The 14,466-nt window shown below is 45.8% G+C and carries 10 protein-coding genes; 6 read left to right on the top strand and 4 right to left on the bottom strand.

The window, feature by feature from the left end:
- Positions 1-40 precede the first annotated feature (40 nt).
- Complete coding sequence (locus tag ACOSV2_RS12255; RefSeq protein ID WP_428975316.1) at positions 41-460, top strand: pyridoxamine 5'-phosphate oxidase family protein; 420 nt, start codon at positions 41-43, stop codon at positions 458-460.
- Positions 461-635: 175 nt separating this feature from the next.
- Here ACOSV2_RS12255 and ACOSV2_RS12250 read toward each other — a convergent pair whose 3' ends face one another.
- Positions 636-1,019 (bottom strand): OsmC family protein, encoded by a 384-nt coding sequence (locus tag ACOSV2_RS12250; protein ID WP_428975882.1) that lies wholly within the window; start codon positions 1,017-1,019, stop codon positions 636-638.
- A gap of 129 nt (positions 1,020-1,148) precedes the next feature.
- Between ACOSV2_RS12250 and ACOSV2_RS12245 the strand changes: the two genes are divergently transcribed.
- The 4 genes from ACOSV2_RS12245 to ACOSV2_RS12230 all read left to right on the top strand — a co-directional run bounded on the left by ACOSV2_RS12245 (position 1,149) and on the right by ACOSV2_RS12230 (position 7,379).
- Positions 1,149-2,333, top strand: a complete 1,185-nt coding sequence (locus tag ACOSV2_RS12245; protein ID WP_428975315.1) for an MFS transporter — start codon at positions 1,149-1,151, stop codon at positions 2,331-2,333.
- A 214-nt stretch (positions 2,334-2,547) separates the two neighbouring features.
- Positions 2,548-4,464, top strand: coding sequence for a heavy metal translocating P-type ATPase (locus tag ACOSV2_RS12240; protein WP_428975314.1), 1,917 nt, complete (start codon positions 2,548-2,550; stop codon positions 4,462-4,464).
- Positions 4,465-4,937: 473 nt separating this feature from the next.
- Positions 4,938-6,572, top strand: coding sequence for a PTS transporter subunit IIBC (locus tag ACOSV2_RS12235; protein ID WP_428975313.1), 1,635 nt, complete (start codon positions 4,938-4,940; stop codon positions 6,570-6,572).
- Between the two features lie 3 nt (positions 6,573-6,575).
- The gene (locus ACOSV2_RS12230) at positions 6,576-7,379 is read left to right on the top strand and encodes an endonuclease/exonuclease/phosphatase family protein (RefSeq protein ID WP_428975312.1); all 804 of its coding nucleotides are present in this window, start codon (positions 6,576-6,578) and stop codon (positions 7,377-7,379) included.
- A 392-nt stretch (positions 7,380-7,771) separates the two neighbouring features.
- Here the strand turns inward: ACOSV2_RS12230 and ACOSV2_RS12225 are convergent, their stop codons facing one another.
- Together ACOSV2_RS12225 and ACOSV2_RS12220 are read right to left on the bottom strand one after the other, a co-directional pair.
- Positions 7,772-10,732 carry a carbohydrate binding domain-containing protein gene (locus ACOSV2_RS12225; protein ID WP_428975311.1) on the bottom strand — a complete coding sequence of 987 codons (2,961 nt, stop codon included), beginning with the start codon at positions 10,730-10,732 and terminating at the stop codon, positions 7,772-7,774.
- A gap of 159 nt (positions 10,733-10,891) precedes the next feature.
- Complete coding sequence (locus ACOSV2_RS12220; RefSeq protein WP_428975310.1) at positions 10,892-11,914, bottom strand: LacI family DNA-binding transcriptional regulator; 1,023 nt, start codon at positions 11,912-11,914, stop codon at positions 10,892-10,894.
- A gap of 167 nt (positions 11,915-12,081) precedes the next feature.
- Between ACOSV2_RS12220 and ACOSV2_RS12215 the strand changes: the two genes are divergently transcribed.
- The gene (locus tag ACOSV2_RS12215; RefSeq protein ID WP_428975309.1) at positions 12,082-13,761 is read left to right on the top strand and encodes a hypothetical protein; all 1,680 of its coding nucleotides are present in this window, start codon (positions 12,082-12,084) and stop codon (positions 13,759-13,761) included.
- 41 nt (positions 13,762-13,802) lie between these two features.
- Here the strand turns inward: ACOSV2_RS12215 and ACOSV2_RS12210 are convergent, their stop codons facing one another.
- Positions 13,803-14,360 carry a GNAT family N-acetyltransferase gene (locus tag ACOSV2_RS12210; protein WP_428975308.1) on the bottom strand — a complete coding sequence of 186 codons (558 nt, stop codon included), beginning with the start codon at positions 14,358-14,360 and terminating at the stop codon, positions 13,803-13,805.
- Between the last annotated feature and the right edge of the window lie 106 nt (positions 14,361-14,466).

Below are 14,466 nucleotides of genomic sequence, written 5' to 3'. Positions count from 1 at the left end.
AGACACATTATAGATAGAACCCAATTAGGAGGTACAACCCATGTCCCAATCCTTAAAAGATAAGATCGTTGAGCTTTTTTTCCACCATAAAATCGGCACCCTTGCCACGATTCGCGACAACAAACCGTATTCACGCTTTATGATGTTTTACCATGAAGACCTTACACTCTACACCGCAACCAATGAGCATGCACACAAAGCGGAAGACATCGCGCAGAACCCTCATGTTCATATCCTTCTGGGCCATGACCGCGATTCCGATCATGAACACTATGTAGAAATCGAAGCAGAGGCTTCCGTCGAAGAATCCAAAGAGCTCAAAGAAAAATTCTGGAACGACCAACTCAAATCCTGGATCGCAAGCCCCGACGACCCGGAATACATGCTCCTCAAACTCACACCCAAAACCATCCTCTACTACGAAAAAACAGGCAAAGAACCACAGGAACTAAACCTGTAGAGGGAACCTAAGAGGGACGGACCTTCACCTGGGCTATAACCTTAATTCAATGAGGCTTGTGCTGTTTTGAGGTCCGTCCCTCATCACTTTAATGCACTGAAGGACGGACCTTTATCTAGTTATAAACCTTGATTCAATAGGTCTTATACTCCTTGAAGGTCCGTCCCTCAACGCTTTACTGCACTAACTCAAAGGTTTCTTCGATTTTGATGCTGTCTTGTACGGATTGGACCATGGAGCAGTTTTTGCGTGTGAGCTTCATGGCTTTTTCGATTTTGTTTTTGTCGAGGTCCGTCCCTCTGATGGTGAAGTGAAGGGAGATGGCTTCGACGCGGTTGGCTTCGGCTTCGTTTCGTGTTACGTCGGCTTTGATATGTATGTCGTCAAATTTGATGCGCATTTTCTCCAGGACTTTGCGGAGCACTCCCCCGCTGCACACGGCTACGGATGAAACCAATAATTGGAATGGACGAAAGCCATACTCTTCGTTACCCGAAACCTCCAGCTTCCCAAACCCTAAATCTGTGTAAAATCCGCCTTCTTGCATGTTAAATTCCATTTCCACTTCATTCCTTCCTTATTATGTTAGTAGATGTTTTGATTTTACTCTATTCGTTTCGTATTGCCAAACAATGAAATTGGGGGTACCATCTAAGAAGTAATCATCAATGATTGGGAGTTTTTGCAAATGAATCAAACACTAACCTTCCGTTTCTGGGTCCTTGTCGGAATCGTCGCGATTTCGGGATTTTCACAAGGGATGCTCCTTCCTATAATCGCCATCATATTCGAACAGGACGGCGTTTCTTCCTCTTTGAACGGATTAAACGCAACCGCATTATATATAGGAATCTTACTCGCCTCTCCATTAATGGAAAGACCACTTCAGAAGATCGGATACAAACCGATGATCATCATCGGGGGAATCGTGGTGGCAGCGTCACTCTTACTGTTCCCGGTCTGGAAATCCTTCTGGTTCTGGTTCTTCCTGCGTCTTTGCATCGGAATCGGCGATCACATGCTTCACTTCGCCACCCAGACATGGATTACATCGTTTTCATCGAAAGAACATCGCGGACGTAACATATCTATCTACGGGGTCTCTTTTGGAGTCGGTTTTGCCGTCGGACCGATGATGACGCAGCTCATCACCATCCATCAAGCACTGCCATTCATCATCTCTTCCTTATTAAGCCTGACCGTGTGGATGTTCGTCTTTAAATTACAAAACGAATTCCCCGACCAGCATAATATCGGCAGTGCCTCGTTCCTTGGATCTTTTCACCGTTTCGGAAAGGTTCTCAAGTATGCCTGGGTCGCTTTGCTGCCTCCATTGGGATATGGATTCCTGGAAGCTTCATTAAATGGAAATTTCCCTGTTTTCGCACTGCGAAACGGCCTCTCCATTGAAGCCGTCGCGATCCTCCTGCCTGCTTTTGCAGTTGGAAGCATCATATCCCAGGTTCCACTTGGAATTCTGAGTGACAAATATGGCAGACAAAATGTCCTGCTCATCGTCATGATGATCGGCTTCCTCTGCTTTTCTGCCGCAGGAATCGTCTCTGAATCCACCATCGGCCTATTTATCTGCTTTACTTTAGCCGGCATGGCCGTCGGATCGACTTTTTCACTCGGTATTAGTTATATGACGGATCTTCTGCCAAAAGAATTACTTCCTGCCGGAAACATCATGTGTGGAATCTTCTTCAGCTTTGGAAGCATGATTGGACCATTCGTAGGAGGGATTACGATAGACTGGTTTAAAGGCTCGAGTTTCTTCTATTTAATCGCATGCATGATGCTGATGATTTTTGTGAGCCTACTCGTCTTTTCCCTTCAAAATCGACGCAGTGAAATAACCCAGAATAACTAGCACAAAACTCTTTCCATTCTCATATACATGTGATAGGATTAGATTATAATAATTATAAATTACTAACTTCATATAAAATCATCTAAGAGCACGTGCAGTTTTGCTGTCACCTTTCATTGGTGGCAGCTTTCGTCGTTTTATAGGGGTATTGACGTTGATTATTATTCTCAATGAGAATCTCGTATTTTCATTTAACTAAAAGGAGGAATACGCTATGAGCTCACAATCCAAAGCCTTAACCATGGGGACACCTAATGAAAAAATTAACTTCTTTGAAAAAATAAAGCCTCATGCAGAATTGATCGCCGCACTGGTCAGCGGTGTGTTTATTTTACTGGGATGGTTGACGTCTAACAATGACTCCACCTTAAGCATCATCTTCTATCTCCTCGCCTTTGCCATCGGCGGGTTCGCCAAAGCCAAAGAAGGAATCGAAGAAACCATTGAAAACAAAGAACTGAATGTAGAAATGCTGATGATTTTTGCCGCTGTCGGATCTGCCATCATCGGTTACTGGACAGAGGGCGCCATCCTCATCTTCATCTTCGCAGTCAGTGGCGCACTTGAAACGTATACCATGAACAAAAGTCAGAAGGAAATTTCCGCACTCATGCAGCTTCAGCCTGAAGAAGCATGGCTCGTGACAGGGTCTGGTGAAAAGAAAGTCCACGTTTCAAGTCTTGAGATCGGCGACCATATTTTAATTAAACCAGGTGAACGCGTGCCAACAGATGGTGTTGTCGTAAAAGGAACAACGTCCATCGATGAAGCAGCCATTTCAGGGGAAGCCGTCCCTGTAACAAAAGGTCAAACAGATGAAGTGTTCGCTGGAACGGTCAACATCAACGGTGCCATCACCATTGAAATGACCAAACCAAGCAGCGAAACCCTATTCCAAAAAATCATTGATCTGGTGCAATCAGCCCAAAGTGAAAAATCGCCTTCCCAGCAGTTCATCGAACGCTTTGAAGGAACCTATGTAAAAGTCGTGCTTGCCGTAGTCTTCCTGATGATGTTCGTTCCCCACTTCTTCCTCGGATGGAGCTGGACGGAAACATTCTACCGGGCAATGGTCCTGCTCGTTGTTGCTTCTCCTTGTGCACTGGTTGCCGCGATTATGCCCGCGAGCTTATCGGCCATTTCAAACGGTGCCCGTCACGGAATTCTTTTCAAAGGCGGCGCCCATTTGGAAAACTTAAGCAACATCAAAGCGATTGCCTTTGATAAAACGGGAACGTTGACAAAGGGGAAACCAGTCGTGACGGATATAGTGGTTACGGATCATGTGGATGAACGTGAAGTCATGTCTACCGTTGCTTCGATTGAAAACCAGTCGAATCATCCACTTGCTCAGGCCATCGTCCGCCACGCAACCCGCGAGTTAAACCTGGAACTCTCACAGCCTGATTCCCTCGAAGACGTATCCGGTTGGGGAGTCAGAGCTGTTGTGGACGGTGCCGAATGGAAGATCGGGAAAGCCGATTTTGTGGATAAAGTGTTAGCAGAACAATTTATGGATGGTGCCTTTGGACGGATCGCTTCTGAAGGAAAAACGACGGTCTTCGTTGCCAAAGAGAATGAAATTGTCGCATTGATCGCACTGAAAGACGTGGTACGTGAAGAAACCATTAAAGCTTTGCAGCTCCTGAAAGATGAAGGCGTCCAAACGATCATGCTGACAGGAGACAATGAAAAGACGGCCCGTGCCATTGCCGAAGAAGCCAAGGTTGCCTCCTTCATTGCCGAGTGCCTGCCGGAAACGAAAGTAGACGAACTGAAAAAGCTGAAACGGCAATTCGGTACCGTCGGAATGGTCGGTGACGGAATCAACGACGCGCCGGCACTTGCAACGGCCAACGTCGGAATCGCCATGGGTGAAGGAACCGATGTCGCCCTGGAAACAGCCGATGTCGTGTTGATGAAAAATGACCTTACCCGAATTGCGGAAGCGATTAAACTATCGAAAAAAATGAAACGGATCGTGCAACAAAATGTAGTCTTTTCCATCGCTGTGATCATGCTGTTGATCGCGTCGAACTTCCTGCAAATCCTCGATCTCCCTTATGGAGTGATTGGGCATGAAGGTAGTACGATTTTGGTTATCTTGAATGGGTTGCGATTGTTGAAATAATGGTGATAAGCATCCAATCTTGAGGGATTGGATGCTTTTTTTGTGGATATCTATATAATTCCATCCTTATACACATCAATGCAAATAACTACCTTCAAAATTATCCACAATCCACAAAGGGTAATTCTATCCACATTTCAAATTCACTTACTACCTAATCCTTCTCCCCCACTACCAAACAACCATACCGATTTCCTCCATCACCGCCAGAACGCCCCCCCCCTACCAAGGTCCGTCCCTTCACCTAATAATATTTTACTAAAATAATATTTTGTTGTTGCTTTCTTGAAAGGGATATCATAAAATGTGTTTAGTTAGTGCAAACGGTTGCATCCATTTTCATGTTACATAGGACTCTAATGATGAAGACGCACCAACCAGCATTTCATTTAAACTGAAATGTAAACGCACACATCTCATTCCATGTAAAATATATAAACAAATAGATTGATATTTAAGGAGGAAACGGGTTTATGAAGAATTTATTGTCGTTTGATTTTTGGCAGAAGTTCGGGAAAGCACTGCTTGTGGTCGTGGCCGTCATGCCAGCTGCAGGGATCATGATTTCTGTCGGTAAGTTGATTGCAATGATGGGTGGAGACATCACATTAGTGCAAACGATTGCAAGAGTTATGGAGGATATCGGTTGGGGAATCATCACCAATCTTCACATCCTGTTCGCCGTGGCCATCGGTGGCTCGTGGGCGAAAGAACGTGCGGGCGGTGCCTTCGCTGCATTGATTGCCTTCGTCCTGATCAACCGTATTACCGGAGCGATTTTCGGAGTCAATGGAGATATGCTCGGTGATCCCGAAGCAACGGTCTCTTCTCTTTTCGGACAAACATTAGTGGTTTCTGATTACTTCACATCGGTTCTTGGTGCACCTGCTTTAAACATGGGTGTATTCGTCGGAATCATCTCCGGTTTCTTAGGAGCCAATCTTTTCAACAAATATTATAACTACAGTAAATTACCCGATGCCCTTTCCTTCTTTAACGGAAAACGTTTCGTACCATTTGTCGTGATCGTCGGCTCCATCGTCATTGCTGTCATCATGGCGATTGTATGGCCAGTCATCCAAGGGTTACTGAATGACTTCGGTCAATGGATCGCAACTTCCCGGAACACGGCACCAATCATTGCGCCATTTGTATTCGGTGCATTAGAGCGTCTACTATTACCATTCGGTCTGCATCATATGTTAACGGTTCCGATCAACTACACGGAACTCGGCGGAACGTACAAGATCCTGACTGGTTCTGGCGCAGGTTCGACGGTTGCCGGTCAAGATCCATTATGGCTTGCCTGGATCGCGGACTTAAACAACTTCCTTGCTGCAGGAGATACAGCAAGCTACAAACAATTATTGAATGACGTGACACCTGCCCGCTTCAAAGTAGGTCAAATGATTTTATCCACAGCTGCCCTGATCGGTATCGCTTATGCCATGTACCGTAATGTGGATAAAGACAAGAGGAAGAAATACAAATCGATGTTCCTTTCAGCTGGTTTAGCTGTATTCTTAACAGGTGTTACAGAACCAATCGAATTCATGTTCATGTTTGCTGCCCCACTTTTATACGTTGTGTATGCAATCATGACGGGACTTGCTTTCGCGATTGTGGATATCGTCAACATCCGTGTCCACTCTTTCGGATCCATCGAGCTTTTGACTCGTGTTCCAATGATCATCAAAGCCGGTCTGTGGGTCGACCTTGTGAACTTTGTGATTGCTTGTATCGTATTCTTTGGCCTTAACTTCACGGTTGCCAACTTCTTAATCAAAAAGTTTAACTTCCCGACGCCGGGTCGTAATGGAAACTACATTGAAGACGAAGCCACTACAGGAGGCGGGACTGTAAGTAAAGATTCCATCGCGCCGAAAGTCGTTGCCATGCTTGGTGGAAAAGACAACATCGTAGACGTGGATGCATGTATGACCCGCCTACGTGTAACAGTAAAAGACACAAGCCTTGTCGGGACTGAACAGGAATGGAAGAAAAACGGAGCATTGGGACTCATCCTGAAAGACAAAGGCGTACAAGCCATCTATGGTCCGAAAGCAGACGTCATCAAGTCTGACATTCAAGATCTACTGGGAGCGTAAGACATGAAATTACTCACGTTGAATTGTCACTCATGGCAAGAAGACAACCAACTCGAAAAAATCTCGATCCTGGCCACTGACATCGCGGAGAAATCCTACGATGTCATCGCCCTCCAGGAAGTCAGTCAGCTGATCGAAAGTGAACCAGTGGAGGGCTTAGTTAAAAAAGACAATTTTGCCCTCGTCCTTCTTGGGGAACTGGAGAAACTTGGCGTGACGGATTACACACTCGTCTGGGACTTCGCTCATTTAGGGTACGACGTCTATGAAGAAGGCGTCGCCATTTTAACGAAGCACCCGGTCGTTGAAGAACACCGCTTCTTCATTTCAAAAAGTCACGACCAATCCTACTGGAAAACCCGTAAGATCGCAGGGGCCACGATTTCGTATGAAGGAAAGCCCCTCACCTTTTACTCCTGCCACCTCGGCTGGTGGACGGACGAAGAAGAACCGTTTAAGTTTCAGGTTGACTCATTGATTGAGCAAGTCACTCCTGAATCCCCCTTCTTTTTAATGGGCGACTTCAACAACAATGCCCTGGTTCGTGAGGAAGGGTATGATTATCTTCTTTCAAAAGGACTTGTAGATACATTTGATGAAGCTGTTCAAAGGGACAGCGGCGTCACCGTTGAAGGGAAGATTGCCGGATGGGATGAGAATAAGGTCGATTTAAGGATTGATCTTGTACTCTCCAGTGAGAAAGTGGATGTTAAGTCTACACGTGTCATCTTTAATAATGTGAATAAACCTGTTGTCTCGGATCATTTCGGGGTTGAAGTGGTTTTGGGTGACGGGGAAAGCAGCTGATCTTGGATTGGCTGCTTTTTTAATGATTTGAATGGGGTTTGTGTTGTTTTTGGAGGAGTTTGAACGGGAATCAGATGAGTTTTGGGTGTCAGAGTCGTTTTTGACCGGGGAGATTATGGGCGCTTTGAGATTTATCAACCGTCACAGAGATTTATCGACCGTATTTTCAATATATCAACTTTATTTTCATTTTATCGACCGTTATTTCTTTTTATCAACCAAAAACACTCAAATATCGACCGTTCTACTATTCTCGACAAAAACTGCACGCCCCCCCGACCCGACGGAACATTTAGTTCAAAGCTTTCACACACCCTCACACCCTCACACCTCCCCACACTCAAAAACTAAACAAAAAAGTACAGCGCCCAATAGACGCTGTACCCCAATCCTTACTTCAACTCCACATTATCAATGACCACATCATGTGCGCCAAGCACCTCTCCAGAGGCACCCAGCAAAAACTTCACACTCGTCTTCTCCCTCACAGGGGTGATAAACGTATATTCAAAGCGACCCTTATTTTCTTTAAGCTCTGCAATTTCCGATAGGTACCTCGTATATTGACCGTTTTCCAGCGTCACTTCCATCGACCGGGCTACCGAAGAGCTTGCATCGAAGGAAAGCGTGTATTTTTTCCCGGGCTCAAGCACCAGATTCCCTTGAAAGAGTTGAACGCTCCATGGTTCCTTCCCTTCATTCCCGATGGAGATATGCGCTTCACCATCAACATGCTGAATACTTGCCCCTGCGTCAAAATGAATGTAGGACTCCCAAGGTGCTAAGCCATTATCGAATGACCCGTTTTTAATAGGGAACGGATCAACGGGACCCACTTTTTTCAATAGTTTAATATTATCAAGCTTCACCTCATCGGTGCTTCCACCCACAAGGATGACCATCTGCGATTCCAAATCCGTCACATCCGGCATCGTGAACGTCATGCCATGACTTTCCCAATCAGCAGTCAGAGGGATCGTTTCCGTTGCATAGAATGCGTCCCCGTCCTTGCTTCTCAATTCTACCTGGATTTCACGGGCACTTTCAGCCACCCCATCCAACGTTAATTCATATTCGCTTCCAGCCTTAAGCTGAACGCCTTTTTGTACTAATCCAACCTCGTCCGTTTCATTTAAAGGCTTGGCAGAAAACACCCGCTCTTCGGGATCCACACCCATCGATTCAGCATTCTCAGAATCTACCAAATTCCAATAAAGCAAGCGGTCAGGGAATCCCTGGTCGAAAGTTCCATTATAGATCAGGTTTCCACTAGGAAGAGCCGGCTTGGAAGCATCCGGATCCACTTGCACAGGAGGGATTTCCTCCACCCTGACATTCCCGAGCCACACTGGCAGCTTCGACAATCCGAGATTCAACTCCACACGTGCTGCAAGATCGGTTTCCTCGGTCATCTGGAACACCAATTCATAGGATTCCAACCCGTCTTTCAGTGAAAATGATTCGCTGTTTGAATAGGCTGCATATCCTCTGCTTTCACCTCCGCCGACTTTTACATTGATCGGACGTGATCCGGTCGACTTTGCATCGAAGGATACACGGTAATACCGGCCTTTCCCAAGAGAAACATCTTGAATGAGCTGCACGGAATATGGCTGGCTCCCGGGTTCTTGAATATCCACTTTGGCAAAATTCCTTCCCTCGACCTGATCAAGGGACACATTCGCCTTCCCTCCAAAATCAGGGACGGTCAAGAAATACCAATGATCTGTACCCGGTACTCCTGCAATCCCTTCAACGTCTTCCCATTCCTGATCAAACCCATTGTTATAAATGAGGTTTCCGTCTTCAAGGGGCTGTTTCGCCTCTTCCGGTAATGGCTGCTGTTCGAATACAGGCAGCTCCGGCGTTTTATACGGTCTTCCCGTCAGATCATAAACCCTCACATAGTCAACGTCCATGGACTGAGGGAACATCGTATCCTCTGTCGGTTCCCCATCGAAATTCCCGCCGATCGCCACATTCAACAACATGTGGAAAGGCTGATCGAATGGTGCAGGATACGTGAAGCTGGCCGCATTGCCTGTCCCTTTGCTATACCAATTGTTTTGGGTTTGACGGAGCTTCCCATCCACATACCAGCGGATTTCACCCGGCTCCCACTCAACCGAGTACACATGCTCGTCAGCAATCGTCGATCCATCTTCAAAGGCATAGTGAGCGCCGGTATATTTATTATTCGGCCACGTTTCACCGTAATGAATCGTCCCGATCGCTTCTTGTGGATTACTTCCCTGGGCTTCTAAAATGTCAATTTCTCCAGACGCTGCCCACCCGCCATACTTATCATCCTCCGGGAGCATCCAGAACGCCGGCCAGTAGCCTTTCCCGACTGGAAGGGAGGCCTTCATTTCGAATTTCCCGAATGCCTTTGAAAATAGACCCTTCGTTTTCAAGCGGGATGACGTATAAGCAAAACCTTCATATTCTTCTTTCTTGGCAGTGATCAATAGCTTCCCATCTTCTGTCCTCGCGTTTTCCGGACGGTCTGTGTAATATTGTTTTTCATTATTCCCCCATCCGGGAACATACGCACCGCTTGCATCGGTAAACCCGTTGCCGATATCGAAGGTCCATTTCGAACGGTCAATCTCGGCCTGATTGAATTCGTCATTCCATACGAGGGACCATGGTGAAGCAAAAGAAGATGCATCACTTGTTTCTTCTCCCTTATATGTAATGGTGCCGTTCAAGGTTGCTTTCTCCACGTTACCCTCTCCATCGATGACCGATCCTTGACCGGATGCTGATACAGTAAGTTCCTTTACTAACGCATCCGCAGCAAGGTTAACAGTTGAAAGCGCGTTCATTTCCAACCGATCTGCAACGCCGTCAAGTTCTACTTTGGCCTCTCCTTTTTTACCAGTGGTTGTAATCGTTTCGAACTCGCCTTTTAAATTAGCCTTCTTCGTTTTGACCGTTGATGCCGATACGCTTACATCCTGGAATCCAGCGGAGGTAATCTCTCGTTCTTCCAGCAATACATTTCCATCCAACACGGTTTCTTCGACGATCGATTCCCCAGAGACGGTGATCTTTGTAGGGTGACCAGGTCCTTGAACCGATAGATGGTGTAACTCCGAATCGGACAGCTGAAGGGTATCAGGAGCTTGCCCTTTGATAAGGGTCTTCCCGTGAACCGTCACGTTTTCAAGGGTGATGTCTTTTCCGGCATCAGGTGTGATCACCAGGTCGCCTTCAATCGTTTTATCTATTAATGTCGAATCCTTGAGGTGAAAAGGCTTTTCTTTCTGTGCTGCTTTTCCTATGTTTCCAGGTGTAAGACTCATGATGAGACATGCGGCGGTAAAAGAAGTGACTGCTTTTTTTATCATTGGAACGCCTCCTGTATTCAATTATGTCTCACGTGGGACATTTGTATATAACTATAAAACCAACCCCACTCTTTGACAACATTTTTTTACAATAACAATCTCTTTCTCTATTAAAAAAATGCTGACTCCCTTGGGAATACAGCATTTTCTTTTCTCTTATTATTTTTTTTGACGGCAGGAATCTCGTTTGACGAGTGTCGCTTGAAATGGACTCATATTTTCATAGGGGAGCTCCTCGATTCTGTGAATCAACTGCTCCACCAGGGACACCGCCATCTCAACTCTTGGAACATTCATGGTCGTTAATGCAGGGGACGTATATTCCGTAAGCAATAGATTATCAAAGCCAATGAGAGACACATCGTCAGGAACACTTCTGCCGGCATCTTTTAACGCCTTGAGGGCACCGAATGCAATATGATCATTCGAACAAACGATAGCTGAAGGAAGAGTTCCCTGCCCGATCCAATGATTGACGGCATCCCTTCCTGAATCCTCGATGAACTTACCTTTAAATATATCATTCGATTGCACGGGAATCCCTGCTGTTTGCATCGCTATTTGATAGCCTCTCAAACGCGCAATTGCTGCAGGATTATCTTCATCACCCGTAATGATCCCAATCTCCTCATGACCAAGCTCAATGAAATGATTGGTCGCCCCCATTGCACTCACCTCGTTTTGTAATACGGGCATCGGGATCTCGGGTGTCCATCTTGACACGTTGTTTTGATCAAAGACCCCCACCAAAAAGCCCGCTGCGGAAATTTGATCCACGATTGATTGGACGTTGCTCCAACTGATGATGATCCCCGCATCGATGCTCTTTTCACGGTAAAGTTTTAAAACGGGGGAGGAATCGTTCAGATCCGTCATGGTCACAAGCATATTATAGCCCCGCTCTGAGCAGGCATTGATCATAGCCCCAATTACCACACTGTAAAAAAGGTCATCCGAATATATACGATGCTTAGAAGGATCTTGAATGATAAAAAGGCCGATCGTGTGCGTCTTTTTCTTCACCAGCCTTCTCGCTGACACATTGGGCTGATAGTGATTCTCCTCCATAATCTGCAGAATGCGATCACGGGTCTCCGCTCGTACCTGATCCGAATTGTTCAATACACGCTGTACCGTCTTCCGCGATACCCCCGCAATCCTCGCAATATCAAATATATCCATAGGCTCCTCCTGAAATGGTTACTTCTTTCTATTATAACGAATGATTTTTGGGTTGGATATATGACCATGATTGAACGTCCTTCTCCATCTTCAAAAAACAGTTGAAACCTCCCTACCCCCTCATCCGTATATACACTATAAACAGAAGCACTTGAAAGGGGAACACTATGGGAAATATATTACTATTTTCAGTCATTGTCGGATTGGTCATGGCCTTACTCGTCGTACCGATGGCAATCATGAAAAAGCAGAATAAAAAAGAGGGCTATCCGTCATTTGCAGCACTGTTCGGAGCCACCCTCCTGATTACGACTATCATTGTATTTGTCTTCTATTACATGACAAATCTTGATCAGAACTTTACGAGCATGTGGATCTTGCTTATCGTAGCTGCAGGATTCGGCGCCACACTTGCAACTGGGACCGAACGAATGGTGAAGGGTGCACTGTTCCTAGGAAGTCTCCTCGTCGGGGCTTACTTCCTGACCGCCTTTGTGTTCAACGCCGATCAGAAATTTGAATCAGCGCAAATGGACGTGAAAACGGAAATCGAAGCGTTTGATGAGAAGGAAACGCCTGCAAGCGTTCCTCCACAATTCGCCCGCAACAAGATGAAGAAAGCATTTGGTCAGGTTCCGAATACGAGTTACTATGAGCTTGGACGCCTGCAGATTCAGAAGGTCAATGGGGAGTACGTCTACATTGCACCGGTTGAATTCTCCGGGTTCTTCAAATGGTTCAAGGGAGATGAAACACCTGGTTACTTCACCCTAAGTGCCACCGACTCATCATCAAACCCTAAATTCATCAAAGAAGAAATGGTCTTCACACCATCTGCTTTCTTTAATAAAAAAATCGAGCGACACATCCGCTTGAATTATCCAAAACAGATCTTCAATGGAGATGTTCAGCTTGAGATCGATGACGAAGGAAAGCCATTCTATATTCGAACGTACGGTGAATTCATTTCCGCACGTAACGGATTTGAAGCGAAAGGTATCGTCATGGTCGATCCAAAATCGGGTGATACCAAGTCATACAAAATCGATGAAGTCCCGTCTTTCATTGACGGCGCGATTTCACCAGAAACCGTCAGCCTCCAAAACAGTTATTTCGGTAACTACGTTCAAGGATTCTGGAACAGCCGCTTCGGTAAATCAGACGTCAAGCTTCCTTCTGATGAAGGAACGGAAGCCAATGTGAGCCCTATTTTTGACGAAAATGGTGACATGTACTACTTCACCGATTTCACCTCGCCAAAAGAAGGCGTCGATTCCATGCTCGGTTACTCCTTAACGAACTCAAGAACGGGAGAAGCGACGTTCTATACAGGAAATCTTGAAGATTCCTACATGGATTCACAAGGTGCCCTGCAGATCATTCAAAAGAAATTCATCGAGAAAAAATGGGATGGCGAAATGCCTGTGCTCTATAATTTCTATGGAGAAGCAAGCTGGCTGACTCCGGTGCTCGATGCGAATGGTTTCTTACAAAACTACTTCATCGTCTCAGCTGCCAACCCGGAAATCTCAGCTTATGCGAATACACCAAACCAGGCATTGAAGCAATACAAAACTGCGCTTCAACGGGGAGGCGGCAGTGTGGACGGCAGCTCGAAAGCTGAGGAAAAACAGACAAATGGTACAGTCGTCCGTGTCTACAAAGAAAAGACAGGTGACTACACGGTCGTATCATTCTTACTCGACAACGGCCAAAACTATATCGTTTCCTCGGAAAGCAGCTTACTTGCGATCTACCTGAAGGAAAATGACAAGGTGAACGTGAAGTACATGGATACAGGGGAAGAATTCCTGCCAGTGAAAGAACTGACCATCGAAGGCTTATAATAAAGAAACGATGAGGGCCATGAGCTCTCATCGTTTTTTTATTACTCTCCTGCATTCACATAATACACCAGATTATCCGTCCACTTCCCAAACTCATAAATGAATCCTTTCCGCGTGCACTCATACTGCATTCCGACACTTTCTGCGAGACTGATCGATGGAGTGTTATCCAGATTGATATGGGCCTCGATCCGGTGATAATTCAATTTCACAAAAGCCAGCTGAAGGGCTGCCTTCACCGCTTCCTTCCCGTAGCCACGGTTCCAGTAACGATTATGAACCGTGTAACCGACCCTGCCCCAGTTAAAGTTGTACCGCATCAGAGTGGAAAAGTCGATGGTCCCGATACTCGCACCACCTTCTTTCAGAAAGATCCCCAGAATATAGACCTGGTCCCGATCGATCATCTCATCATGCTTCAGAAGCATCTCCCGGAACCAAAACTCCGTGCACTCACTCATGTCCTGATAGCCAACGTCAAATTTATGCTGGGATGGGAGCCTGTTCAGATGTTCCCTTAACCAGTTTTGGTAATCACGGTTTACAAAGGGTCTGATGACCAACCTTGGCGTTTCAATGGTCAAGTCCTTGTGCTTCATCCTTGCTCCTCCCTATTCGTTTATCTCTATTTTTAATAGTATCAACCTGCCATTTAGAATGGTAGTCCTTTTTTGAAAAAACGGAAGGCGTCCCTCTGCTGAGAAA

It is taken from the genome of Rossellomorea sp. DUT-2 (assembly GCF_052665285.1).
The sequence above is the reverse complement of the archived record's forward strand: the minus strand, read 5'-3'. Positions and strand labels throughout refer to the sequence as shown.